The sequence below is a fragment of the Pseudomonas sp. GW821-FHT09D08 genome, from assembly GCF_059416305.1.
Map to the genome: position 1 here is coordinate 58542 of NZ_JBWKOX010000016.1, position 25899 is coordinate 84440.

22 protein-coding genes are annotated in these 25899 nt (G+C 62.3%); 9 read left to right on the forward strand and 13 right to left on the reverse strand.

Annotated elements, in window-relative coordinates; genetic code table 11:
* Positions 1-10 precede the first annotated feature (10 nt).
* A complete protein-coding gene (gene pcaD / locus AC07OP_RS23055; protein WP_495101003.1) occupies positions 11-802 on the forward strand; it encodes a 3-oxoadipate enol-lactonase in 792 nt (263 codons plus the stop codon).
* A 269-nt stretch (positions 803-1071) separates the two neighbouring features.
* A complete protein-coding gene (gene pcaC / locus AC07OP_RS23060) occupies positions 1072-1464 on the forward strand; it encodes a 4-carboxymuconolactone decarboxylase (protein WP_115485807.1) in 393 nt (130 codons plus the stop codon).
* On the opposite strand, the gene AC07OP_RS23065 is transcribed toward pcaC, so the two are convergent.
* From AC07OP_RS23065 to AC07OP_RS23095, 7 genes are all read right to left on the reverse strand, one after another.
* Positions 1465-2364 carry a polysaccharide deacetylase family protein gene (locus AC07OP_RS23065; protein ID WP_108573970.1) on the reverse strand — a complete coding sequence of 300 codons (900 nt, stop codon included), beginning with the start codon at positions 2362-2364 and terminating at the stop codon, positions 1465-1467. It abuts the gene before it with no gap.
* A gap of 84 nt (positions 2365-2448) precedes the next feature.
* Positions 2449-3699, reverse strand: coding sequence for an OprD family porin (locus AC07OP_RS23070; RefSeq protein WP_146475801.1), 1251 nt, complete (start codon positions 3697-3699; stop codon positions 2449-2451).
* Between the two features lie 142 nt (positions 3700-3841).
* Complete coding sequence (locus tag AC07OP_RS23075) at positions 3842-5455, reverse strand: J domain-containing protein (RefSeq protein ID WP_495101004.1); 1614 nt, start codon at positions 5453-5455, stop codon at positions 3842-3844.
* A gap of 10 nt (positions 5456-5465) precedes the next feature.
* Entirely contained in the window at positions 5466-7163 is a 1698-nt protein-coding gene (locus AC07OP_RS23080) for a molecular chaperone HscC (protein ID WP_027604396.1), read from the reverse strand.
* Between the two features lie 188 nt (positions 7164-7351).
* Positions 7352-8809 (reverse strand): AdeC/AdeK/OprM family multidrug efflux complex outer membrane factor, encoded by a 1458-nt coding sequence (gene adeC / locus AC07OP_RS23085; protein ID WP_169898301.1) that lies wholly within the window; start codon positions 8807-8809, stop codon positions 7352-7354.
* Entirely contained in the window at positions 8806-11967 is a 3162-nt protein-coding gene (locus tag AC07OP_RS23090) for an efflux RND transporter permease subunit (protein WP_495101005.1), read from the reverse strand. Before AC07OP_RS23090 ends, adeC begins: the two co-directional genes overlap by 4 nt.
* Before the next feature lie 3 nt (positions 11968-11970).
* Positions 11971-13119, reverse strand: coding sequence for an efflux RND transporter periplasmic adaptor subunit (locus tag AC07OP_RS23095; protein ID WP_495101006.1), 1149 nt, complete (start codon positions 13117-13119; stop codon positions 11971-11973).
* A gap of 285 nt (positions 13120-13404) precedes the next feature.
* On the opposite strand from AC07OP_RS23095, the gene AC07OP_RS23100 reads away from it, so the two are divergent.
* Complete coding sequence (locus AC07OP_RS23100) at positions 13405-14037, forward strand: TetR family transcriptional regulator (RefSeq protein WP_495101007.1); 633 nt, start codon at positions 13405-13407, stop codon at positions 14035-14037.
* Between the two features lie 306 nt (positions 14038-14343).
* On the opposite strand, the gene AC07OP_RS23105 is transcribed toward AC07OP_RS23100, so the two are convergent.
* The 3 genes from AC07OP_RS23105 to AC07OP_RS23115 are packed head-to-tail and all read right to left on the reverse strand — an operon-like array spanning position 14344 to position 16934.
* Complete coding sequence (locus AC07OP_RS23105; protein WP_027604390.1) at positions 14344-15399, reverse strand: alkene reductase; 1056 nt, start codon at positions 15397-15399, stop codon at positions 14344-14346.
* Between the two features lie 28 nt (positions 15400-15427).
* Positions 15428-16594, reverse strand: coding sequence for an MFS transporter (locus AC07OP_RS23110; protein WP_495101008.1), 1167 nt, complete (start codon positions 16592-16594; stop codon positions 15428-15430).
* A gap of 13 nt (positions 16595-16607) precedes the next feature.
* Complete coding sequence (locus tag AC07OP_RS23115; protein WP_027604388.1) at positions 16608-16934, reverse strand: ArsR/SmtB family transcription factor; 327 nt, start codon at positions 16932-16934, stop codon at positions 16608-16610.
* 154 nt (positions 16935-17088) lie between these two features.
* On the opposite strand from AC07OP_RS23115, the gene AC07OP_RS23120 reads away from it, so the two are divergent.
* Positions 17089-17673 carry an acyl carrier protein phosphodiesterase gene (locus AC07OP_RS23120; RefSeq protein ID WP_115485813.1) on the forward strand — a complete coding sequence of 195 codons (585 nt, stop codon included), beginning with the start codon at positions 17089-17091 and terminating at the stop codon, positions 17671-17673.
* 51 nt (positions 17674-17724) lie between these two features.
* On the opposite strand, the gene AC07OP_RS23125 is transcribed toward AC07OP_RS23120, so the two are convergent.
* Complete coding sequence (locus tag AC07OP_RS23125) at positions 17725-18516, reverse strand: lysophospholipid acyltransferase family protein (RefSeq protein WP_115485814.1); 792 nt, start codon at positions 18514-18516, stop codon at positions 17725-17727.
* Entirely contained in the window at positions 18516-19271 is a 756-nt protein-coding gene (gene olsB / locus AC07OP_RS23130) for an L-ornithine N(alpha)-acyltransferase (RefSeq protein ID WP_027604385.1), read from the reverse strand. The genes AC07OP_RS23125 and olsB overlap by 1 nt, the downstream gene beginning before the upstream one ends.
* 184 nt (positions 19272-19455) lie before the next feature.
* Between olsB and AC07OP_RS23135 the strand changes: the two genes are divergently transcribed.
* The 4 genes from AC07OP_RS23135 to AC07OP_RS23150 all read left to right on the forward strand — a co-directional run bounded on the left by AC07OP_RS23135 (position 19456) and on the right by AC07OP_RS23150 (position 22680).
* Entirely contained in the window at positions 19456-20529 is a 1074-nt protein-coding gene (locus tag AC07OP_RS23135) for a serine hydrolase domain-containing protein (protein ID WP_495101009.1), read from the forward strand.
* Positions 20526-20840: an amidase gene (locus AC07OP_RS23140; RefSeq protein ID WP_115485817.1), complete on the forward strand. Its 315-nt coding sequence runs from the start codon at positions 20526-20528 to the stop codon at positions 20838-20840. Before AC07OP_RS23135 ends, AC07OP_RS23140 begins: the two co-directional genes overlap by 4 nt.
* 90 nt (positions 20841-20930) lie before the next feature.
* Positions 20931-21521: a YceI family protein gene (locus AC07OP_RS23145; RefSeq protein ID WP_115485818.1), complete on the forward strand. Its 591-nt coding sequence runs from the start codon at positions 20931-20933 to the stop codon at positions 21519-21521.
* A gap of 1 nt (position 21522) precedes the next feature.
* Positions 21523-22680: a phospholipase D-like domain-containing protein gene (locus AC07OP_RS23150; RefSeq protein WP_495101010.1), complete on the forward strand. Its 1158-nt coding sequence runs from the start codon at positions 21523-21525 to the stop codon at positions 22678-22680.
* Positions 22681-22743: 63 nt separating this feature from the next.
* Here AC07OP_RS23150 and bglX read toward each other — a convergent pair whose 3' ends face one another.
* Positions 22744-25035: a beta-glucosidase BglX gene (gene bglX / locus AC07OP_RS23155; RefSeq protein WP_495101011.1), complete on the reverse strand. Its 2292-nt coding sequence runs from the start codon at positions 25033-25035 to the stop codon at positions 22744-22746.
* Positions 25036-25273: 238 nt separating this feature from the next.
* Between bglX and AC07OP_RS23160 the strand changes: the two genes are divergently transcribed.
* A complete protein-coding gene (locus tag AC07OP_RS23160) occupies positions 25274-25885 on the forward strand; it encodes a LemA family protein (RefSeq protein ID WP_065928260.1) in 612 nt (203 codons plus the stop codon).
* Positions 25886-25899 lie beyond the last annotated feature (14 nt).

Genomic DNA, 25899 nt, shown 5'->3' on the forward strand with positions numbered 1-25899 from the left:
GGAGAACGCTGTGGCTTTCGTACAACTCGCCGAGGGCGAACTGCATTACCAACTCGATGGCCCCGTGGACGCACCGGTGCTGGTGCTGTCCAACTCGCTGGGCACCGACCTGCATATGTGGGACATCCAGATCCCGGCGTTGACCGAGCATTTCCGGGTGTTGCGTTTCGACACCCGTGGCCACGGCAAATCCCTGGTGACCGAGGGACCGTACAGCATCGAGCAGTTGGGCCACGACGTGATCGCACTGCTGGATGCGCTGGATATTCAGCGTGCGCACTTTTGCGGGCTGTCCATGGGCGGCTTGATCGGCCAATGGCTGGGGATTAATGCCGGTGAGCGCCTGCAGCGCCTGGTGGTGTGCAACACCGCCGCCAAAATCGGCACGCCGGAGATCTGGAACCCACGGATCGAGATGGTCCAGCGGGATGGCGCGGCGGCCATGGTGGCCTTGCGCGATGCCTCGATTGCGCGTTGGTTCACCGCCGATTTTGCGGCAGCCAACCCGCACCAGGCCAAGCAGATCACCGACATGCTTGCCGCGACTTCGCCCCCAGGTTACGCGGCCAACTGCGCCGCCGTGCGTGATGCGGATTTCCGTGAGCAGGTGTCGAATATCAAGGCGCCAACCCTGGTGATTGCCGGCACTGAAGACGCCGTCACCCCACCGGCCGGTGGTCACTTTATCCAGCACCATGTGCAGGGCGCCGAGTACGCCGAGTTCTACGCCGCGCACCTGTCCAACGTACAGGCTGGCGCTGCATTCAGTGACCGGGTTATCAAATTCCTGCTGGCCCGCTGAGGCCGCTGTTGTGGCAACTGGCTCGTTGTGGCAAGTGGGCTTCCTGTGGCGAGCGGGCTTCTTGTGGTGAGCGGGCTTCTTGTGGTGAGCGGGCTTGCCCCGCGCTGGGGCGCGAAGCGGCCCCAAATCAGGCGCCACGGTCTGTCTGAAATAATTCGGCGTCCGTATTGGGGCTGCTTCGCAGCCCAGCGCGGGGCAAGCCCGCTCACCACAGGAGCCCGCTCGCCACAGGTCATCGAGTTGAAATTTTATTGAACCAGGAGTTTTTTGTGGACGAGAAACAACGTTACGCCGACGGCCTGCAGGTGCGCCGCGAAGTGCTGGGCGATGCCCATGTCGACCGCAGCCTCAATGCCTTGACCGAGTTCAACAGCGAGTTCCAGGACATGATCACCCGCCACGCCTGGGGCGACATCTGGACCCGCCCCGGGCTGCCTCGCCACACCCGCAGCCTGATCACCATCGCCATGCTGATCGGCATGAACCGCAATGAAGAGCTCAAGCTGCACCTGCGCGCCGCCGCCAGCAATGGCGTAACCCGTGCCGAGATCAAGGAAGTGCTGATGCAGAGCGCGATCTATTGCGGGATCCCGGCGGCGAATGCCACGTTTCACCTGGCGGAGTCTGTATGGGATGAGCTGGGTGTCGAGTCGCGCGAGTGATCAGTGGGAGTCGGCGTCCCACACCCAATTCCACACGCCCGGCAGATGCACGGCTTCATTCACGTCTTTGACCGTACGCGCCAGCGCCGCGCGTTGCAGGGCGGCCGTATCGGTGTAGAACGGTTCGGCAGCCGTCTTCATGCCATTGACTCGTGCGCTGTCCAGCAGGATCTGCAGGTATTCCTGCATATGCCGCGCGGTATAGCGGTTGATATCGTGGAAGGTCACCACCACCGGTATCACGCCGTCCACCGTCGGTAGCTCCCCCAGCGCGATGCGCTCGCGCACCACCGACAGTTGTCGATACAGGTTGGCGCGGCGCCTTGGGCTGCCATTGAAGCCCCAGATCTTGCCGTCATTGGCGCTCAGGTCGGTCAGCAGGACCTGCATGCCATGGCGCTGGTAGGCGGCGAAGGTGCGCCGGTCGTAGTTCCAGAACGGCGGGCGGACCAGCACGGGCGGCGCGCCGGTGATCGAGGCGATATCGCTCGCGCCCTGGCTGAGGGTGCGCTCCAGCTCGGCATCATTCAGCCAGCGGTGGTTGGTATGAAAGGTCGTGGCAGTGTGAAAAGCCAGCACATGCCCGCCGGCGTATTCACGCGCCATCGTCTTGCGACCCCGCGAGCTGCCGCCGGAACGCGATGATTCGGTCTGTAGGAAGAACACCGCCTTGATCCCCGGCAGCACCGGGTTGTGCGCCAGGTCTGCGAGCACTGAACGGCTGGGGTTGTTGTAACCCGAGGCGCTGGGGCCGTCATCGAAGGTCAGTAAAAAACGGATCGGCGCCTGGGCTTGCAGGCGTTGCTCGGTCTGCGCGGTCAGGGCGATGGGCGCGCCGATACAGCCGCTGAGGCTCAAGGCCAGGGCAAGCACGGCGGATGCGATGGCAAAGGATTTCATGGTGTGCGCAGGCTCGGATAAGAGGCCGCTGCTGGGCGGATCAGCAGCGGCAGGCGCGCACGATACAGTAAGTGCCGCGCCGGATTACAGCAGACTTATCGGGTAACTGACGATCAACCGGTTTTCATCGAACTCGTTGTTGCTGTAGTCGCGGCGCATGCTCGAATTGCGCCAGCGCACCGTGAGGTTCTTCACCACGCCGCTTTGCACGGTATAACCCAATTCGCTTTCGCGACCCCATTCCTTGCCATCGGTGATGGTGCCGGTGTGCACGTTGCTGCCGCTGATATAGCGGTTCATAAGGGTCAGGCCCGGTACGCCGAGGGCGGCGAAGTTGTAGTCGTGGCGCACCTGCCAGGATTTTTCCTCGGCGTTGTCGTAACTCGAGTTGTAGCTGTCGTTGGCCAGGGTGCCGCCGCTGGTGCCGTTGACGCGCATCCAGGCGCTGTTGCCGGTGAGTTTTTGCAGGCCGACGTAAAAGGTGTTACCGCCATACTTGGCCGAGAACAGACCGGACCAGGTCTTGTTGTCCAGGTCGCCGGCGCGGGCGCTGCCGTCGTCCTTGCCGTAGAAGAACCCGAGGTTGGCGCCCAGGGTCCAGTCGCCCAGGGGCTGGCTGTGGATCAGGTTGACGAACTGCTGGCTGTAGATGTCCTTGAGCTGGGCGTTCCACACGCCGACCTGGGTGCGTTTGTCGTTGAAGGCGTACTCGCCGCCCTGGAAGTTGAAGCGGTCCGAGGTGAACGCGGTTTTGCCGACCATCGACATGTCCGACATGCTGCTGTCGTCGCGCGGGCTGTTGGCGCGGAACTGGCCGCCGTACAGGGTCAGGCCGTCGATTTCCTTCGAGGTGATCTGCCCGCCGCGCAGGGTTTGCGGCAGGGAGCGGCCATCGTCGGCACGCAGGATCGGCAGCACCGGCATCCATTCGCCGACCTTCACTTCGGTCTTGGAAATACGCGCCTTGAACGCCACGCCGAGACGGCCGAATTCATCCGCAGGGCGGCCATCGTGGTCCAGCGGCAACAGCTGGGTGCCGCCGGTACCGCGCCCGCCATCGAGCTTCAACGAGTACAGCCCCAGCACATCCACACCGAAACCGACGGTGCCTTGGGTAAAGCCGGACTTGGCGTCGAGGATGAAACTCTGTGTCCACTCCTGCGCGCCACCCTGGGTTTTGGTGGGGTTGGTGAAATTGCGGTTGAAGAAGAAATTACGCAGGTTGAGGTTGGCGCTGGCGTCCTCCAGAAAACCGTGTTCTTCGGCGACGACGGGCAGGGCAAGACTGGCGATAGCGGTGGCCAGCAGGAGCCGGCGCGGGTGAAAAGTGCTCATGGTGGTGGACCTGTTGTTATTGGGTTTATGCAGGTGGCGGCCATGGTGCGGGGCGGTGCGGGGGCGGTTCAATCGGGGCAGGGCGGGTTGTGGGCGATGATCGAACGCAAGTTGCCGGGCGCAAAGGCCCGGTACTGCGGGGTTATCGCTTGGGCAGGTCGAAGTGGGTCCAGGGCACCGCCGGCAAATAATGCTGGGCGGCAATGATCAGCGCCACCATCACCACCAGGAACACCCCTTGCAGAGGGCTCCAGAAGGCCCAGTGCAGGCCGTTCAACCAGGGGTAGCCTTCGGCGAACTTCTGGCTCATATGACCGATGCGTTTTTTGTGCAGCAGGTTGATCAGCAGCGCGCCGGCATAGGTCACCGCACCCAGTACGCCGAGCATCAAGCCGCAGGCCACCAGCATGATCGCCTGCGGTACGCCGTGGCGAATCACCAGCCAGTAGTCGTTGGGGTTGATTCGCTTGGGGATCAGGTACTGGCTCAGCCACACATCCAGCACCCGATAGGTTGAACTCATCCCGGCCCACATTTGGGTGACGCGAAAGCCAACGGCCGCCGGCACGAACGCCATCAGCATGAAAATGACCAGCGACATCCCGTCCATTCTGTCTGGCTTATCGTGGGCGATGCTCAGGCCAAGCCCCAAAGCGAAGACGGCCCATAGCCGGATAAACACCTGGGTGTAGATCGGCCGGGGCACGAATTTGCGCCAAAAGAACAGGTCTGTTTGAGGCAGGCGCTCGACCAGTTGCGGATAGCGCCAGGTCAGTGTTTGCGCCAGGTGCTGGCAGGCGTTCCACTCGTTCTCGCCAAACCCATCGATCATGCGTTTGTGTTGCGTGGCGGACATCGGCGTCAGCAGCAGGCGCGCGGCCAGGGCATCGGCTGATGTGCGCCGCGTGTCCTGGGCCTTGTCCTGCAAGTTGGCGTAGAAACTTTCCTGCTCACAACGCGACACCAATTCGCGCCACATCCACGCCGGTTCCGGGTACACGCCTTTCTGGTCGTCCCAGCCGAATGCCTGGCACACCCGCTCGAACAGCGGCACGCTCCACTGGGTGTCATGCAGCAGGTGCAGGACGATGCGCTGCCATTGCTGTTGCAGGTCGAACACCCGCAGCCAGGGTTGGTCGTTGTACTGCGTGAGCTGGGTGATGAACTCGCGCTCGGCCTTTTGCTCCAGCAGTTCCTGCAGGGTGCGGCGGTAGTCTTGCAGCAGCTCGCCGGTCAGTGCTTCGTATTGCCAGGACGTCATCGCCACCTGCTGCCAGGGCGTCAGCCATTCCAGGTGTTGCGCGGCCCAAGCGGCGATGGCGCTGCGTTCGCCCGGTGTTTCGAAACAATGGCGCAACAGGCCGGCCTGGAACGCCTCGGTGCAACCCTGTTGCCGAGCCTGGGCCCAGCGTTCATCGAGGTTACGCGCGTTAAGGCCGTCGAGCAGGGCCTGGGCCGGGTCCGGTGTGGGGGCGTCGAAGGGCGCAGGGCTGACGGGGCTGATGTCCAGCAGTTCGGCCAGGTCATTCAGGTTGGCGTAGACCGCTTCGGCCACGGGCGCCTGGACGGGTTCTGCCTCTTCGTTATCCGCCCGCCAGCGTGCTTCACTCAGCGCGTGTTCATAGGCCTCGCGCAGGCGCTGGAAGCCTTGGGCGTCGTCGTCCGGGCGGCAGCTTTTCAGCAGCCGTGCATAGCTGCGCTTGATGCTGCGCTCGTCGGCGTCATCCGGCAGTTGCAGTACGGTCCAGCAATCCATCGGTGTGCCCTCAGCGCCAGAACCCGTTGTCGAGTTGCTCAAGTTGACGGCTCAGTTCGCTGCGCGCTTCGCGGATGCGGCGTTCGTCCTGGGTGTCGAGTACCTGCTGGAATTGCGCCGCCCAATGCCCGAGCTGTTCGCGCAGCTCGCCGAGGTTTTCCTGGTAGAGCCGTTCGAGGCGGGCGACGAGCACGGTATTGACCTGCTGGTCGCGGGGGTGGACCTTCAATTGCGCCAGGGCTTGCAGGCGTTGCTGGATCTCCTGCGGGTTGAGCACGCCGGGGTTGTTCTCGATCACCAGCGAATGCTGCTCGCCGGTCAGCGGGATATTCACCTGGGCTTCCAGCAGGCCGTTGTTGTCGTAGGTGAAACGCACGTCCAGGGAGACTTCACCGGCCTTGCGCTTGGGCACCGGAATATCCAGTTGGCCCAGCTCGATGTTGTCTTTGACCAGGCGGCTTTCGCCCTGGTAGATCTTCAGCAGCACGTGGGCCTGGTCGTCGTGCAGGGTGACCACGCTTTTGACCCGGCTGACCGGCACGCTACTGTTGCGTTCGATCAACGGCAGGTAATGGCCGCTCTCGATATGGCCGCCGTACTGGTTGGAGGTTTCGATGCCCAGGGTGTAGGGGCAGACGTCGGTCAGCACCACTTCTTCGAGGGCGGCGGAACGGGCCTTGAGCGCGGCCTGGATCGCCGCACCATGGGCGACCACCTGGTCGGGGTCGAGGCTGATGGACGGAAAGCGCCCGAACAGGCCTGCAGCAAGCTTACGTACCAGCGGCATGCGTGTGGTACCGCCCACCAGCAGGATTTCATCCAGGTCGCCGACCCGAATCCGCGCATCGCGCAGGGCGCGTTCGATCGGCGCGCGCAGGCGTTCCAGCAGCGGCGTGTAGAGCTTGGCCAGTTCCTGTTGGGTGATGGTTTTTGTCCATTGCTGGCCGTCGACGCGCAGGGCGAACTCGGCGCTGTCGTCCTGGCCCAAGGCTTTGCGTACGCGCTCGGCTTCGCGGCGCAGGGCTTGCAGCACCGTGCTGGTGGGCGGGAAACCCGTGGCGTTGCGTTGGCTGTCGACAAAGTGTTCGAGCAACAGGGTGTCGAAGTCTTCGCCGCCGAGAAAGTTGTCGCCGGCGCTGGCACGCACTTCCATCACCCCGTCGAACAGCTCGATGATCGACACGTCGAAGGTGCCGCCGCCAAGGTCGAAGACCAGGAACGAGGTTTCTTTATCCCGCTGGTGCAGGCCGTAGGCCAAGGCCGCGGCGGTCGGTTCGTTGATCAGTTTCTCAACGCTGAGCCCCGCCAGTTCACCGGCGATGCGCGTGGCCTTGCGTTGGCCGTCACTGAAATAGGCGGGCACGCTGATCACCGCGTCGGTAACGGTTTGGCCGTAGGTGCGCTCGATGTCTTCCTTGAGGCTTTTGAGTACCAGCGCCGAGAGTTCTTCGGGGCGGAACGAGCGGTCGCCCAGGCGCACTTCGGTGGCGCTGCCCATGTAGCGCTTGAACAGCGAGGTGGTCAGGTGCGGATGGGTGTGCAGGCGCTCTTTGGCGGCCTGGCCTACCAGGACACGGCCTTGGTCATCCAGCCCGACCACGCTGGGGGTCAGCAACTGGCCCAGGGCATTGGGCACCATTTCGGCGGCATCGCCGCGCCAGACGGCTGCGAGACTGTTGGTGGTCCCCAGGTCGATTCCTACGATCATTACGACAAGCTCCCTCTGTGGTCTGTAAGAATCTGTGACAGATTTTAACCTGAAAGGTTGAGCGCAAAGCAAGGCGGGAGCGCTTTGTGGCTCGCCACAAAAACATTCCGTCCATCGCAAGGCCCCGATGACCGGGCATAAAAAAACCGCTTCCAGTAAGGCAAGCGGTTTTGTTTACAACGGCGCTATCAGAACAACTTCAACGCCGGTGCTTCTTCTTTCAACGGCTCGTTCTTCGCGGTCTGCTCGTTCCAGCCACCACCGAGGGCCTTGTACAGGTTGACCTCGCTGGTCAGCTGCGCCAGGCGGTCGGTGATCAGCGATTGCTGGGCACTGAACAGTTGGCGCTGGGCGTCGAGGAAGGTCAGGTTGCTGTCGACACCGATGCGGTAGCGACGCTCGGCCAGGCGGTAGTAATCCTGGTTGGCCGCGACGAAGCCACGCTGGGCCTCCAGCTGCTGCTTGTAGGTCTCACGCGCGGCGAGGCCGTCGGAGACTTCCTGGAAGCCGGTCTGGATCGCCTTCTCGTAGTTCGCCACGTTGATCTCTTTCTGGATCTTCGAATAGTCCAGGCTGGCGCGCAGGCTGCCGGCGTTGAAGATCGGGATGTTGATCTGCGGGGCGAACGACCAGGTGCCCGAACCGCCTTTGAACAGGCCGCCCAGGGTAGGGCTGGCGGTACCGGCGCTGGCGGTCAGGCTGATGCTCGGGAAGAACGCTGCACGGGCCGCACCGATGTTGGCGTTGGCGGCCTTGAGGTTGTACTCGGCCTGCACGATGTCGGGACGACGTTGCAGCAGGTCGGAGGGCAAGCCGGCCGGTACGTCGCTGAGCAGGTCATCCGACAGCGGCTTGCTGGCGATATTCGTCGGCAGGCCGGTGCCCAGCAGCAGGGTCAGGTTGTTTTCGTCCTGGGCCACCTGGCGGGTGTAGCGTGCCAGTGCCACGCGGGCATTTTCCACCGAGGTGCGCGCCTGGCTGAGGTCGAGGGCCGAAGCCACGCCGACTTCATTGCTGCGCGAGGTCAGTTTGAAGCTCTGCTCGTACGCGCCGAGGGTGTCCTGGGTCAGCTTGAGCAGTTCCTTGTCGGCCTGCCAGGTCAGGTAGGCATTCGCCACGCTGGCCACCAGGCTGATCTGGGTGCTGCGCCGTGCTTCTTCAGTGGCGAAGTACTTTTGCAGCGCTTCTTCACTCAGGCTGCGCACACGACCGAACAGGTCCAGCTCATAAGAACTGATCCCGAGGCCGGCCGAGTACTGGCTGGTGATGGTCGATTCGCCGGTCTGCGACAGCTTGGCCGGGGTGCGCGAACGGCTGCCGCTGCCCGTGGCCGATACGGCCGGGAACAGGTCGGCACGCTGGATCTGGTACTGCGCCGCATACGCGTCGATGTTCAGCGCCGCGACACGCAGGTCACGGTTGTTCACCAGCGCGGTCTGGATCAGCTGTTGCAGGGCAGGGTCATGGAAAAACTGCTTCCAGCCCTGCTCGGCAGCGGCCTGGCCCGGCGCCTGGGCCGACGAATACGCCGGCCCCTGTGGGAACTGAGCTGCCACCGGCGCTTCAGGGCGCTGGTAGTCAGGGATCAGCGAGCAGCCACTGAGCACGAATGCGGTGACGGCTAAGGAGAGTAGCGACTTGCTCATTGGCCAGCCTCTTGAGGAGTTTGCTTAGGTTCAGTCTTTTTACGTTCGCCCATGGCGGACACGCTCGCGAAGAACAGGGGGACCCAGAAGATCGCCAACACCGTGGCCGTGATCATGCCACCAATTACACCGGTACCGATTGCGTGCTGGCTGCCTGAGCCGGCGCCCGAGGAGATCGCCAGCGGCAACACGCCGAGGACGAACGCCATGGAGGTCATGATGATCGGCCGCAGGCGCATCCGCGAGGCCTCGATGGCCGCCTCGACTATGCCTTTGCCTTGCTCGTGGAGTTCCTTGGCGAACTCCACGATCAGGATGGCGTTCTTCGCTGCCAGGCCCACCGTCACCAGCAAACCCACCTGGAAGAACACGTCGTTGGACAAGCCGCGCATGCTGGTGGCGATCAAGGCACCCACCACGCCCAGTGGAACCACCAGGATCACTGCGATCGGGATCGACCAGCTTTCGTACAGCGCCGCGAGGCACAGGAACACCACCAGCAGTGACAGCGCATACAGTGCCGGCGCCTGGGAGCCGGACAGGCGTTCTTCATACGACAGGCCCGTCCAGGCGTAGCCCACGCCCGCCGGCAGTTGCTTGGCGATGCGTTCGACTTCGGCCATGGCGTCACCGGTACTGTAGCCCGGTGCCGGGGTACCGAGGATTTCCATCGCCGCTACACCGTTATAACGCGAGAGCTTCGGCGAGCCGTAGATCCACTTGCCCGAGGCGATGGCCGACAACGGCACCATCTTCCCGGAGTCGCTGCGCACGTACCATTTGTTCAGGTCTTCCGGGGACATCCGGCTGGCGGCTTCACCTTGCACGTAAACCTTCTTCACCCGACCACGGTCGATGAAGTCGTTGACGTAGCTGCCACCCAAGGCAATCGCCAGGGTCTGGTTGATGTTGGACAGCGTGATGCCCTGGGCACTGGCCTTCTCGTCGTCGACGGTGAGCTCGTATTGCGGCTCATCGTTCACGCCGTTGGGGCGCACACCGGCCAGGATCTTGCTCTGGGCAGCCATGCCCAGGAACTGGTTACGCGCCGCCATCAGCTTTTCATGGCCGACACCGCCCTGGTCTTGCAGGAACACGTCGAAACCGGTGGCGTTACCGAGTTCCAGTACAGACGGCGGCACAATGGCAAACACCATGGCGTCCTGGAAGGTCTGCATGAAGTAACCCTGGGCACGCTTGGCAATCTCGAACACCGAGGTGGACGAGTCGCGCTCATCCCACGGCTTGAGCATCACGAAGGCCAGGCCCGAACTCTGGCCACGACCGGCGAAGTTGAAGCCGTTCACGGTAAACACCGATTTCACGCCTTTGCCTTCGCCCGGCTCGCCTTCCTTGTCATTGAGCAGGTAGGCGCGCATGTCGTCGATGACTTTTTGCGTGCGTTCAGCCGACGAACCTACCGGGGTCTGCACCTGGGCAAAGATCACACCCTGGTCTTCATCGGGCAGGAACGCAGCCGGGATGCGCATGAACAGCCAGATCATGCCGGCGATGATCAGGGCGTACACCAGGAACGCCGGGATCTTGTGCTTGATCATGTTACCCACGCCGCGCTCGTAGCTCAGTACGCCACGGTCGAAGGTGCGGTTGAACCAGCCGAAGAAACCGCGCTTGGGTTGGCCGTGTTTTTCCGGGTCGATCGGCTTGAGCATGGTGGCGCACAGGGCCGGGGTGAAGATCAGGGCAACCAGTACCGACAACGCCATGGCCGAAACGATGGTGATGGAGAACTGTTTGTAGATCACACCGGTGGAGCCGCCGAAGAACGCCATCGGCAACAGTACCGCCGACAGTACCAGGGCAATACCCACCAGGGCGCCCTGGATCTGGCCCATGGACTTGACCGTCGCCTCTTTCGGCGACAGGTGCTCCTCGGCCATTACCCGCTCGACGTTTTCCACCACGACGATGGCGTCGTCCACCAGCAGGCCGATGGCGAGGATCATGCCGAACATGGTCAATGTGTTGATGGTGAAACCGAACGCCGCGAGGATCCCGAAGGTACCCAGCAATACCACCGGTACGGTCATGGTGGTGATGATGGTGGCGCGGAAGTTCTGCAGGAACAGGAACATCACCAGGAACACCAGCACGATCGCTTCGATCAGGGTGTGCACTACACCGGAGATCGATTCGGTCACGACTGGGGTGGTGTCATACGGCACCACCGCCTTCATGCCAGGCGGGAAGAACGGTTCCAGGGACGCCACGGTGGCACGGATGGCCTTGGCGGTGTCCAGGGCGTTGGCGCCCGACGCGAGCTTGATCGCCATACCGGAAGCCGGGTTGCCGTTGAACTGCGCGCTGATGCTGTAGTTCTGGCCGCCGAGTTCGATACGCGCCACGTCACGCAGGCGAACCTGTGAGCCGTCGGCATTGACTTTCATGAGGATATTGCCGAACTGCTCCGCCGTCTGCAGTCGGGTCTTGCCGATGATGGTGGCGTTCAGCTGGTTGCCGGGCAGGGCAGGCAGGCCGCCCAATTGACCGGTGGCCACCTGGACGTTCTGTGCCGAGATGGCCGTGCTGACATCCACCGGCGTGAGCTGGAAGTTGTTCAGCTTGGCCGGGTCCAGCCAGATACGCATGGCGTACTGCGAACCGAACACCTGGAAGTCACCCACACCTGCGGTCCGGGAAATCGGGTCCTGGATGTTGGAAACGATGTAGTTGGACAAGTCATCCTTGGTCATGCTGCCGTCTTCCGACACCAGACCGATCACCATCAGGAAGTTTTTCACCGACTTGGTTACGCGGATACCCTGCTGCTGCACTTCCTGCGGCAGCAATGGGGTCGCCAGGTTCAGCTTGTTCTGCACTTGCACCTGGGCGATGTCCGGGTTGGTACCCTGGTTGAACGTCGCGGTGATGGTCATGCTGCCGTCGGAGTTACTGTCCGAGGCCACATAACGCAGGTTGTCGATACCGTTGAGCTGTTGCTCGATGACCTGCACCACGGTGTCCTGCACGGTTTGTGCGGACGCGCCTGGGTAGGTCACCTGGATGTCGATGGCGGTTGGCGCGATGGCCGGGTATTGGTTGATGGGCAACTTCAGGATCGACAGCGCCCCGACCAGCATGATCACCAGGGCAATTACCCAGGCGAAAATGGGACGGTCGATAAAAAATTTCGACATGGATTACTCCCCCTGGCCAGGCGCGGCAGCAGGAGCAGCGGCGGAACCGGCGGGCTTGGCGTTGTCAGCCTCCTTGACCTTGACCTCCACACCCGGCTTGACGTACTGCAGGCCTTCGGTGATCACGCGGTCACCGGCGTTCAGGCCTTTCTCCACCAGCCAATAGGCGCCGGCGGTGCGGTTGGCCACCAGCACACGCTGCTCGACCTTGTTGTCGGCGTTGACCACCAGCGCTGTCGGGATGCCCTTGAGGTCGCGGGTCACGCCTTGCTGTGGCGCGAGGATCGCCTTGCTGTTCACACCGGCTTGCAGTTGGGCGTGCACGAACATGCCCGGCAGCAGGGTGTGGTCAGGGTTGGGGAACACGGCGCGCAGGGTCACGGAGCCGGTGGTCTGGTCGACCGAGACTTCGGAGAATTCCAGCTTGCCGTCATGGCCGTAGTCGCTGCCGTCTTCCAGGGTCAGCTTGACCTTGGCGGCGTTGGCGCCGGCTTTTTCCAGTTGGCCGCTTTCCAGGTCGCGGCGCAGTTTCAGCATTTCAGCTGAAGACTGCGTGACGTCGACGTAGATCGGGTCCAGTTGCTGGATTACCGCCATGGCATCGGCCTGGCCATTGCTGACCAGCGCGCCTTCGGTCACCGAAGAACGACCGATACGCCCGGAGATCGGCGCGAACACTTTGGTGTAGCGCACGTTGATCTGGGCGGTTTGCACGTTTGCTTCCGCAGTCATGCGGTTGGCCACGGCGGTGTCGTATTCCTGGCGGCTGACGGCTTGCTCATCGACCAACTGCTTGTAGCGGTCGGAGATGGACTTGGTCTGGGTCAGGCTGGCTTGTGCGCTTTTCAGCGTGGCGTCATAGACCGACGGATCGATCTGATAGAGCTGCTGGCCTTCCTTCACATCCGCGCCTTCCTTGAACAGGCGCTTGAGGATGATGCCGTTGACCTGCGGGCGAACCTCCGCGATGCGGTAGGCGGTGGTGCGGCCGGGCAGCTCGGACGTCAGGGTATAGGCTTGCGGTTGAATGGTGACCACGCCGACCTGAGGGACTTGAGCGGGCGGAGCCGCTTCTTCCTTTTTACATCCGCTGAGCAGCGATGCCAGGGCGACGGCAGTGACCAGAGCGGTAACAGCTGGCTTAAGTTGCATGAAGATCCTCGGGTCAGGCGCGCAGGGTGCGCACAAGAAGTGTGGAAGGGTAAAAAACAAGCTGTGAGTAGATAAGTAGCTTGCTACGCAATATACTTACGTTCATGGTTGTTTGTAAACTCTTGACAGGCTTCGCGGATTGTTGACAAAGCAGGCCAAAAGTCTCGATTCCATTACGTTCGGCGCCCATGACGGTGTCGTCCCACAAATATTCGGATGATCGTTAACATCTATTAACACTGCGTTAACGATAGTCTTATGTGTCCTGATTGAGGTTGTACTGCCATGGTTCGTCGCACTAAAGAGGAAGCTCAGGAAACGCGCAGCCAAATTCTCGAAGCCGCCGAGCAAGCCTTTTATGAACGCGGCGTTGCACGGACGACGCTGGCGGATATCGCTGCGCTGGCCGGCGTCACGCGGGGCGCCATTTATTGGCACTTCAGTAATAAATCCGATCTGTTGCAGGCCCTGCTGGACACGCTGCATGAGCCACTGGACGAATTGGCCAGGGCCAGTGAAAGCGAGGACGAAGTCGATCCGTTGGGGTGCATGCGCAAGCTGCTGATTCATTTGTTTCATCAGGTGGCCCTGGACCCGAAAACCCGGCGCATCAATGAGATTTTGTTTCATAAGTGCGAATTCACCGATGAAATGTGCGACATGCGCCGTCAGCGCCAGACCCACAGCCTGGAATGCAACCTGCGCATCAGCCTGACACTGCGCAACGCGGTCCATCGCGGGCAACTTCCGGAAAACCTCGACACCACCCGTGGCGCAGCGTGCATCCATGCCTACATCAACGGGCTGATTGGCCAGTGGCTGCTGGTACCCGACAGCTTCCAGCTACATCAGGAGGCCGAACGCTGGGTGGATGCAGGGCTCGATATGCTGCGCCTGAGCCCCAGCCTGCGCAATTGAGACAAAATGCGTAATTGCATCAGGTTGTGTCAACAGTAAAGCCTAAGGACCGTCAATCGTCCTTCTGCCTGATAGGTGGGGTGACTTTATATACGGGCTGGCGGGCGGTTGATACATAGCCGCCTAAGTATTTTGTAGGGATTTTGTTGCAAGGCTGTTAAGGAGTGTTTCCCAGGGCAACATCGTGTCAACAATGTGGGAGGGGGCTTGCCCCCGATGGCCGTGGTTCAGTCAACACATACAGTGACTGACGCACCGCCATCGGGAGCAAGCCCCCTCCCTCATTTGGTTTCGCGTGTCGGGTGATTACAGTGGCAGCGTCGGGTAATCGATGTAGCCCACCGGGCCCTGGCCGTAGAAGGTTTCCGGATGCGCTTCGTTCAACGGCGCATCGGCTTTCAGGCGTGCTGGCAGGTCCGGGTTGGCAATGAACGGCACACCCCAGGCCACCGCATCCGCTTTGCCTTCGGCCAGCCAGGCATTGGCACTGTCCTTGGTGAAACGTTCGTTGGCGATGTACACGCCGCCAAAGGCCTTTTTCAATTGAGGACCGAGGCTGTCCGCACCTGCCTTTTCACGGGAGCAGATGAAGGCGATACCACGCTTGCCCAGCTCGCTGGCGACGTAGGTGAAGGTCTCCTTCAGGTTGTCGTCGCCCATGTCGTGGGCATCGGCGCGCGGTGCCAAATGCACACCCACACGGCCAGGGCCCCAGACCTCGATGGCCGCATCGGTCACTTCCAACAGCAGGCGTGCACGGTTTTCCAGGGACCCACCATAGTTGTCGGTGCGCTTATTGGTGCTGCTTTGCAGGAACTGGTCGAGCAGGTAGCCGTTGGCGCCGTGGATCTCCACGCCATCAAAGCCTGCGGCCTTGGCGTTCTCGGCGCCGGTGCGGTAAGCGTCGACGATGTCGGCGATTTCAGCGGTTTCCAGGGCGCGCGGCGTCGGGTAGTCGGCCAATGGGCGCACCAGGCTGACGTGACCTTTAGCCTGGATCGCGCTCGGCGCCACCGGGGTTTCGCCGTTCAGGTAGGACGCGTGGGAAATGCGGCCGACGTGCCACAGTTGCAGGAAGATCTTGCCCCCTGCGCCATGCACGGCCTTGGTGATGTTGGCCCAGCCGCGCACCTGGTCGTTGGACCAGATGCCCGGCGTGTCCGGGTAGCCCACGCCCAGCGGTGTCACCGAAGTGGCTTCGCTGAGGATCAGCCCGGCGGAAGCACGTTGCACGTAGTACTCGGCCATCAGTGCGTTGGGTACGCGGCCGGCATCGGCGCGGCAGCGGGTCAGCGGTGCCATGATGATGCGGTTCGACAGCTCCAGGTCGCCCAGTTTGATCGGATCGAAAATAGTCGTCATGGGAAAACACCCTTCTCTTTGAAGTTGATCAGTGGGTCGCAGGGGCCAGGTCGGCATCGCCGCCCTGACGGAAAGTAATCAGGGTCACCAGCAGCGCCAGGATCGCCAGGGCCGCTGCCGCCAGAGGCACGCTGCTCAGGCCGAAACCGTGGGCAATCACGCTGCCGCCCACCCAGGCGCCGAGGGCGTTGCCGATGTTGAAGGCGCCGATGTTCAGGGTGGATACCAGGTTCGGCGCGGCCTTGCCGAAGGTCACCACGTTGATCTGCAGCGCAGGTACGGCGGCAAACGAAGCGGTGGCCCAGAGGAACAAGGTGATCTCGGTCGGGATCACGGCGATGCTGGTCCAGGTCAGCGCGGTGGACACCACCGCCATACTGATAAACACGCCGATCAGGGTGGCTGCCAGGCGTTTGTCCGCCAGCTTGCCGCCGATGATATTGCCCACGGTGAGGCCCAGGCCGATCAGCAGCAGGGTCCAGGTCACGCCTTTGGGTGACACGCCGGTGACATCGCCGAGCAGCGGCGCAACATAGGTGAAGAGGGTGAACATGGACGCGGCGAACAGGGCGGTCATGCTCAGCGACAACCAGATGCCGGCACCCTTGAGGGCGGCCAGTTCGGCGCGCATGTCGAGTTTTTCTTCGTCACGCTTGGCCGGCAGGAAGCGGACCAGGCCGATCAACGCCACCACCCCAATCACCGTCACTGCCCAGAAGGTCGAGCGCCAGCCGGCTTCCTGGCCCAGCGCGGTGCCCAGTGGCACACCAAGCACGTTGGCCAGGGTCAAACCGGTGAACATCAGGGCCACGGCCGAAGCACGCTTGTTGGCCGGCACCAGGTTGGCGGCGACCACCGAACCGATGCCGAAGAACGCACCGTGGCACAGCGCGGTGATCACACGGGCAACCATCAGCACGTTGTAGTCACTGGCCAGGGCGCAGAGCAGGTTGCCGATAATGAAGATGCCCATCAACGCTACCAGGGCCGCCTTGCGGGGCAACCTGGCGGTGGCCAGTGCCATAAATGGCGCACCGATGGCCACGCCCAGGGCATAGCCGGTGACCAGCCAGCCGGCGCCGGGAATCGACACGCCGAGGTCCGCGGCCACATCGGGCAGCAGGCCCATGATCACGAACTCGGTGGTGCCGATGGCGAAGGCGCTCAGGGCCAGGATGAGTAGCGAGAGGGGCATTATCGTTTCCTTGTTACAACGTCGCGCTGATTTCAGCGCTGAGTTCAGTGGTAAGCGCCGCGAGGAAGGCTTGGATCACTTCCTCATTGCGCTTGAAAAAGTGCCACTGCCCGGCCTTCTGGCTGCTGATCAATCCCGCCCGTTGCAAGGTGGCCAGGTGGGCCGACACGGTCGACTGGGACAAGCCGCAGCGCTGGTCGATCTGCCCGGCACAGATGCCGTATTCGTGGTTGTGCACTTGCTCGGGGAACTGCACTTTCGGGTCTTTCAGCCAGGTGAGGATGTCTCGTCGTACTGGGTGCGCCAGGGCTTTTATTATTTCGTCGAGGTCGATGGACATGGCAGGTGCTCGGTGTCGTAAAGCGTTATATCGCGATGAGGCGAACTTTAAATCGTTATATCCCGATATACCAATATGAATTTGCTCTGAGCTCAGGCTGAATCGGTATATCGGGTTATAACGATACGTTGGCGCCAGTGCTAGACTGCGCGGCATGAATTATCTCGCACATCTGCACCTGGGCGGCCAACTTCCTGCGCAACTGCTGGGCAGCCTGTACGGCGACTTTGTCAAAGGCCGCCTGCAGGGCCAGTTCAGCCCGCCAATCGAAGCGGCGATCCAGTTGCATCGCTCGATCGACCGCTTCACCGACAGCCACCCGTTGGTGGGCGAGGCGTTGTCGCGCTTCAGCCTGACCCGGCGGCGCTATGCCGGGATTGTCCTTGATGTGTTCTTCGATCACTGCCTGGCGCGGGATTGGGCGCTGTACGCCGACCAGCCCCTGGAGCACTTCACCTCGCAGGTGTACCGCGTGCTGGCGGCCGAACCGCAGTTGCCGGGGCGGCTGGCGCAGATAGCGCCGTATATGGCGGCGGATGACTGGTTGGGGTCGTACCGCGAGTTTGCGGTGATGGAGCAGGTGTTGCGCGGGATTTCGCGGCGGCTCACACAACCCCAGGAATTAGGGTTTGCGATGCAGGAATTGCGTGAGTTGTATGAGCCGTTGAGTGAAGACTTCCGGATCTTCTACCCCGAGTTGCAGAAATTTGCCCAATTCCAACTGACAACGCAGAACTAAATGTGGGAGGGGGCAAGCCCCTCCCACATTTGGAGCAGTGTCTAGCTCATATCACGCGGCAAAGGCTGGTCGCGCCGCTACTTGTTCAGTCTCCGGCACCGGCCCAAACAACGCTTTCTGCACCGCCTGCTGCGCCTGGAATGCCAGCGCCGCACGTTCCTGCCCGGCGCAGGCAATCGGCTTGAGCACGTGGATTTCCACATCGCCCTGGTCATTGCCGAACAGGCGCATCAGGTGCGAGAGCAAATCGTCATCGCCAATAAACGGTGCCAGCGGGTCGATCTGCCCATTGCGCAGATAACGGATGGCCACCGGTTGCAGCGACACGTCCGCGTCAATCGCACTGGCCAGCAAGCGCCCGTGGAAGGTGCGCAGGCTGCGGCCGTCGGTGGTGGTGCCTTCGGGGAACATCAGCAGCGGGTGCTGTTGTTCCAGGTGGCGGGTCATCTGCTTGCGGATCAACTGGCTGTCGCCCGAACCGCGACGGATAAACAAGCTACCGGCCTTCGCCGCCAACCAGCCGGCCACCGGCCAGGTGCGCACTTCGGCCTTGGACAAAAACGACATCGGCGCCACTGCGCCCAGCAACGGAATATCGGTCCAGGACACGTGGTTGCTCACCCACAGCATGGGCTGGGTCGGCAACTCGCCGTGCACTGTCACGCGAAAGGGCAGGGCGTTGGTCAGCCGTGCCATGAAGAACCGCGACCAGCGCTGGCGCCGTACCATCGAGTTGGCGATGCCCAAGCGTTCGAACACGCCAAACACACTGGCCATGCTCAAGCCCAGCGCCACTACCACCAGCACCCGGGCGATGCGCCCGTACACGCGCAGGCGGCTCATCACATGGCCGCCTTGAAGTGGCGCGCATAGCGCGGGCATAGCTCATCGCGCTTAAGCAGGATGAACACGTCGGCGACCTGGAAATCCTCATCCCAGCACGGCTCGCCGCAGATCTTCGCACCCAGGCGCATATAGGCCTTGAGCAGTGGCGGCATCTCGGCGATTACGTTGGTCGGCAGGTCCAGCGCCGGCAGCGGTTTTTTCGGTTCGGCGCGCAGGTGTTCGTTGCACAGGTAACGTTCGCGCAGGCGCTGCATGATCGCGTGGGCCTGGATGCCGCCGTCGTGCATCGGGATGCTCGCGCAGCCCATCAGGTAGCTGTAGCCGCCCTGGTTGAGCACTTCGGCCAACTCGCCCCACAACACGGCGATGGTGCCGCCGTTGCGGTAGGCCGGGTCGACGCAGGTGCGGCCGATTTCCAGGATCGGGCCCTGCAGATGCAACAGGCCATGCAGGCTGAATTCTTCTTCGCTGTAGAACCGGCCCAGGGTGCTGGCGGCCTGGTGGTCGAGCAAACGGGTGGTGGCGACGAGTCGACCGCTGTTCAAGTCCCGCACGCCGATGTGGCTGCAGTGAACATCATAGTCATCCATGTCCAGGCCGTGTTCCGCGCCTTTCAGCTTGGCGTTGAACTCGCCGCTGAAGACGTTGAAACGCAGGGCCTGGGCTTCCTGCAAAGCCTTGGCGCCAACCAGGCGTTCGGCTTGCAGACGGCGTTCATTGCCGGTGTCGCTGATGCGGGCGATCTGAGTCATGGCGAATCTCCGAGTGCCAGCCACGTTTCGGCCGGTCGACTTTGTTGTCCAAAGTCAGGCTATGTAGCCCCGGTGTCATCTCCATGAAGTTATGGTGACGCTTGGATGACAGGGCCTCTGTAGCAAATCTGTCATTGCCCTCGGCTAGGCTCGCGGGCTTGAATGCTCCCTTGAGTGTGTGTCCATGGTCAGAGGCCTGTTGTGCGTTGCCCTGCTGTTCGTCACCGTTACCGCCTGCGCTGAAACCTGGCCTGACAAGGACTGGGCCAAGGGCACGCCACTCGCAGGGCCCGCCGTCGAAGCCCTTGACGCCTATGCATTCCCGCCCCGTGACGATACCGTCCGCCAAGGCATTCGCACCGACGCGCTGCTGGTGATCCGCGACGGTGTGGTCATCTATGAACGCTACGCCGCACCGACCACGGCGAGCACGCCGCACCTGACATGGTCCATCAGCAAAAGCCTGATGGCTACCGTGCTCGGCGTGGCCTACGGCGAAAACCGTTTCAAACTGACCGACCCTGCGGCACGCTTTTACCCGCCGATGAAACAGCACCCCAAGGTGACCATGGCCGACCTGCTGCACTGGGCTTCGGGCCTGGACTGGCAGGAAGACTATGAATACGCGCCGCTGAAGTCCTCGGTGGTGGCGATGCTTTACACCCGTGGTCGCGGCGATATGGCCGAGTTCGCCGCCAGCACTGAGTCCTTCAGCGCACCGGGCCAGGCGTTTCGTTATTCCAGCGGCGACAGCAATATCCTGTCCGCCGCGCTCAAGGGCATGCTCGGCCACAAGGCGTACATGAGTTACCCCTGGGACGCGCTGTTCAAGCCGCTGGGCATTCACAACGCCACCTGGGAAACCGATGCCGACGAAACCTTTGTCGCCTCGTCCTATGCGTTCCTCACCGCGCGTGACCTGGCGCGTGTCGGCCTGCTGATGGCCCGCGACGGGCGCTGGGGGGATCAACAATTGCTGCCCAAGGACTGGGTGGCGTTCAACCGCCAACCCTTCGACAAATACACCGCCGGCCAGGACGAAGCCGTCCCCGGTGGCCAATGGTGGCTCAACCAAGGCGCCCCGAGGCCCTGGCCCGACGCCCCCGCCGACACCTTCGCCGCCCTCGGTCATTGGGGCCAGGCGCTGTACGTGATGCCCGACGAACACCTGGTGATCGTGCGCTATGGCGATGATCGCGACGGCAGCTACCGCCACAACGAACTGCTCAAGCGCGTGCTTGCGGCGGTGCAACCATGATCCGTCGTCGGCCGTTTACCAGCCTGTTTCTCGTGCTGCTGCTTGCCCTGTCTGGTTGGGTTTGGCACGAGCGCGTCAACCTGCAAGCCTTCCCCGACATCATCGCGGCGTACACGGCCAAGGAGTATTGCTCGTGTCGGTATGTGGCGAACAATCCAGCCGAGTATTGCCGGGGTTATGTGAAGCAGTACGTGCCCACCAGTGGGTTCAGCGATAACCCGGAGCGCAGTGAAGTGACGGCGAGTGGCTTGGGGCGTACGCACAGCGCGCGGTGGTTGGGGGATCGGCAGGGCTGTCGCCTGAATCCGTGACACAGCGCAAGCCACCCCCCACATTGGATTTGCGCCGTTCGTGACATTGCGCTTAAGGTTCGTGCAGGTTTTTCGCCCCACGAGTCCTTAATGTTCAACGCGTCTGTTATCAAACCCCTGGCTTTCGCCCTGCTGGCCGCTGCCGCGGTGCCCGCCCATGCCGACTGGTACCTGGACAACGAGTCCTCGCGCCTGTCGTTCGTCACCACCAAAAACACCGAGATCGCTGAAGTCCATCGCTTCCTGGTGCTGCACGGCAAGGTCGACGGCAAGGGCGCGGCGCAATTGGAAGTAGAGCTGGAGTCGGTCAACAGCGGCATCCCGCTGCGCGACGAGCGCATGCGTAATCAGCTGTTCGAGATCAAGGCCTTCCCCGAGGCGCTGATCAGCGCACAGATCAACCTGCAACCCATCAATGACCTGGCGCCTGGCGCGCAACTGGAACTGCGCTTGCCCCTGAGCGTCACCCTGCATGGCAAGACCCAGACCTACAGCGCCGAGTTGTTGGCCACGCGCCTGGATGACCGGCGTTTCCAGGTGGTGACCCTGGAGCCGGTGGTGTTGCATGCGGAGGATTTCGACCTGGCGCCGGGGGTGGCGATGTTGCGCAAAGCAGCCGGTCTCAAGTCGATCAGTTTGTCGGTGCCGGTGGGTGCGGTACTGATCTTTACGGCGCGCTGACATGAGCGGCGCAGTGTTCCCGTGGCGCAGCGCCAACCGTTTCGAGTTGTTGATCGACGGCCCGCAATTTTTTCCGCAGATGCTGGTGGGCATTGCCCGGGCCGAGCGGCAAGTGGAGTTGGAATTGTATCTGGTAGAGGCTGGCGCCTGCGCCGAAGCGATGGTGCAGGCGCTGGTGCTGGCCGCCGAGCGCGGCGTGCGGGTACGTTGCCTGTTCGATGATTACGGCAGCCTGGCGTTTACCCTGGGGCTGCGTAAGCGCCTGACCGACGCCGGAGTGGAGCTGCGTTTCTACAATCGCCTGAGCTGGCGCCGCTGGATGCGCAACCTGTATCGCGACCACCGCAAGCTGTTGCTGATCGACCAGGAAATCGCCGTGGTCGGCGGCACGGGCGTCACCGATGAGTTCTGGACGCCGGGGCAAGACACCGCCGAGTGGCATGAGGTGATGGTGCAGGTCCACGGCCCGCTGGTGCTGGACTGGCAGGCGCTGTTCGAGCGGCAATGGCACGCCAATGTCGCGCGCCGGGCGTGGAAGCCCGCCACCCATTTCGGTTTGCCGCGTTTGCCCAAGGTGCCGGCGACGGGGCCAGGACTGGGCCGAGTGGCCTATGCAGACGCCCGACAGCACCGCGATATCCTGCAATCGTTGATCCGCGCGCTGAACAGCAGCCAGCAACGTATCTGGTTCGCCACGCCGTATTTTTTGCCCACCTGGGGCGTGCGCCGCGCATTGCGTCGGGCCGCAGGGCGTGGGGTGGATGTGCGTTTGCTGCTCACCGGCCCGCGCACCGATCACCCGTCCGTGCGCTACGCCGGGCACCGTTATTACCCGCGCTTGCTGCGTGCAGGCGTGCAGATCTTTGAATACCAGCCGTGCTTTTTGCACCTGAAGATGGCGCTGGTGGACGATTGGGTGAGTATCGGCTCGTGCAACTTCGATCACTGGAATCTGCGCTTCAACCTGGAAGCCAACCTGGAAGCGTTGGACCCCGGGCTGACGCAAGCGGTGGCGGCGAGCTTTACCGCGGATTTTGCCCAGAGCCTGGTGGTCAGCCTGGAAGCGTGGAAGGCGCGGCCGTTGTGGCGGCGGGTGAAGCAGCGGGTGTGGGGGTGGATTGATCGGTTGGTGGTGAACCTGCTGGATCGACGCGGCTAGCAAGAACACTGAGGTCAAATGTGGGAGGGGGCTTGCTCCCACATTTTTTGACCGCGTCAGGCGTTAGAGCAGTTCGAAGGTCTGCTGCTGCACATCCTGGGAATCCAGCCCGATCTGTACATTGAACTCACCCGGCTCGGCGGCGAACTTGAGCTGGGTGTTGTAGAACTTCAAGTCGTCCTCGGTGATGGTGAAGTGCAAGGTGCGTTCTTCGCCAGCCTTGAGCATGACCTTCTGGAAGTTCTTCAGCTCCTTGATCGGACGGATCATCGAACCCGCCACGTCCTGGATATACAACTGCACCACGGTTTCGCCATCGACCTTGCCGGTGTTCCGCACCGTGACGCTGGCGTCGAGCTTGCCGGTCTTGTTCAGGGTGGTGGACGACAGCGCCATGTCCGACAGGCTGAACGTGGTGTAGCTCAGGCCATAGCCAAACGGGAAGAGCGGCCCGGTGGTGTCATCGAAGTACTGTGAGGTGTAGTTGCCCGGCTTGCCCGGGGTGAATGGCCGGCCGATGGTCAGGTGGTTGTAGTAGGTCGGAATCTGCCCCACGGAGCGTGGGAAGGTGATCGGCAGCTTGCCAGATGGGTTGTAGTCACCGAACAGCACGTCGGCGATGGCGTTGCCGCCTTCGGTACCGGCGAACCAGGTTTCCAGGATCGCGTCGGCTTGTTGTTTCTCTTCCAGGATCGACAGCGGGCGGCCGTTCATCAGTACCAGCACCAGCGGTTTGCCGGTGGCTTTCAGGGCCTTGATCAGGTCGCGCTGGCTTTGCGGGATATTCAGGTCGGTGCGGCTCGACGATTCGTGGGACATGCCACGGGATTCACCCACGGCGGCCACCACCACGTCGGCATCCTTGGCGGCCTTGACCGCTTCATCGATCATCACCTGGGCCGGGCGGGTATCATCCACCACTTCCGGTGCATCGAAGTTGAGGAAGTTGAGGTAGTCGACCACCGCCTTGTCGTTGGTGATGTTGGCGCCACGGGCGTAGATGATCTTGCCTTTTTCGCCGATGACCGCGTTCATGCCGTCAAGCAGCGTGACCGATTGCTCCGGCTTGCCGGCCGCCGCCCAACTGCCCATCATGTCGATCGGCGCCTTGGCCAGTGGGCCCACGAGCGCGATGGTCGCGGACTTTTTCAGCGGCAGGGCGTCGTTCTGGTTCTTCAGCAGCACCAGGCTGCGGCGCGCCACATCACGGGCCTCGGCACGGTGCAGGCGGCTCTCGGCGTAGGTGTCGGCCGGGTCATCCTCGGCCTTGCCGATGCGCAGGTACGGGTCTTTGAACAGGCCCATGTCGTACTTGGCAGCGAGCACTTCACGCACGGCGTTGTCGATGTCGCTCTGTTCGATCTCGCCGGACTTGAGCAGCCCCGGCAGTTCCTTGCCGTACAGCGAGTCGTTCATGCTCATGTCGATGCCGGCCTTGATCGCCAGCTTGGCGGCTTCACGCCCGTCCTTGGCCACGCCGTGCTTGATCAGCTCGAAGATCGCCCCGTGGTCGCTGACGGCCAGGCCCTTGAAGCCCCAGTCCTTGCGCAGCAGGTCGTTCATCAGCCAGGTGTTGGCGGTGGCGGGCACGCCATTGATCGAGTTCAGCGCCACCATCACGCCGCCGGAACCGGCCTTGATCGCCGCGTGGTACGGCGGCAGGTAGTCCTGGTACATCTTGACCGGGCTCATGTCGACCACGTTGTAGTCACGCCCGCCTTCCACTGCGCCGTACAGGGCGAAGTGCTTGACGCTGGCCATGATGCTGTCGGCATTCGCGGGGCTGGCGCCCTGGAAGGCCTTGACCATCACTTCGGCAATCCGCGAGACCAGATAGGTGTCCTCGCCGAAACCTTCGGACGTGCGACCCCAGCGCGGGTCGCGGGAGATATCGACCATCGGTGCAAAGGTGATGTCGAGGCTGTCGGCGGCGGCTTCCCGGGCGGCGATACGCCCGGAGCGGCCGATGGCGTCCATGTCCCAGCTGGAGGCCAGGGCCAGGCTGATCGGGAAGATCGTGCGGTGGCCGTGGATCACGTCATAGGCAAAGAACATCGGAATCTTCAAGCGGCTGCGCATGGCCGCGTCCTGCATCGGACGGTTTTCCGGGCGGGTGATGGAATTGAACGTGCCACCGATGCGGCCGGCGGCGATTTCCTTGCGGATCAGCTCACGGGGCATTTCCGGGCCGATGCTGATCAGGCGCAATTGGCCGATCTTTTCGTCCAGGGTCATCTGCTTGAGCAGGTCGTTGACGAAAGCGTCCTTGTCCTTAAGCGCAGCAGGCTTTGTTTCTGCCCAGACGGGGTGGGTGGCCAGCGTGGCAACAAGGCCGAGCAAACACAGCTTCTTCATGAATATCCTTTTTCGGCTCACTGCACAGCGCTTGGGCTGATCGGCCAAAATGTGGGGAGCGTCTATTGTTGTTCGGGTGTTGTTCAGATAAATGCAGCACACTCTGAACTCTTTATCGCGCTGGGCATCTTTGTAGCTGATTGGCTCGATGCATTCCAGTGGTGGCGGATTATGCCCCAAGCGTGTGGTTTTTAGGGTTAGTCGTCACATTCCATCCAGTTTGGGCAGGAGAAACACCATGCAAGCAGCACAACATTCCCGCTGGGGCCTCAAGGCCGCGGCTTTGCTATTGATCAGCACAGTATTGAGCGGCTGCGGCATCAATAACATCCCGACCCTGGACGAACAGGCCAAGGCGGCCTGGGGCCAGGTGCAGAACCAGTACCAGCGCCGCGCCGACCTGATCCCCAACCTGGTGGAAGTGGTCAAGGGTTACGCCGCCCATGAGCAAGACACCCTGACTGCCGTGATCGAGGCGCGGGCCAAGGCCACCTCGATCCAGGTGGATGCCAGCACCCTGGACAACCCGGAAAAACTCAAGCAGTTCCAGCAGGCCCAGGACGGTTTGAGCGGTGCCCTCAGCCGCTTGATGGTGGTCTCCGAGCGCTACCCGGACCTGAAGGCCAACCAGAACTTCCTGGCCCTGCAATCCCAGCTTGAAGGCACCGAAAACCGCATCGCCGTGGCCCGTCGCGATTTCATCCAGGCCGTGCAGGCGTACAACACCGAGATCCGCACCTTCCCAGGTCGCCTGTGGCACAGCGTGATGTACAGCGACCTGCCGATCCGCGCCACCTTTGAAGCCACCAGTGCCGATGCCGATAAAGCGCCGCAAGTGAAGTTCAAATAAGGCTGCACTGAGGT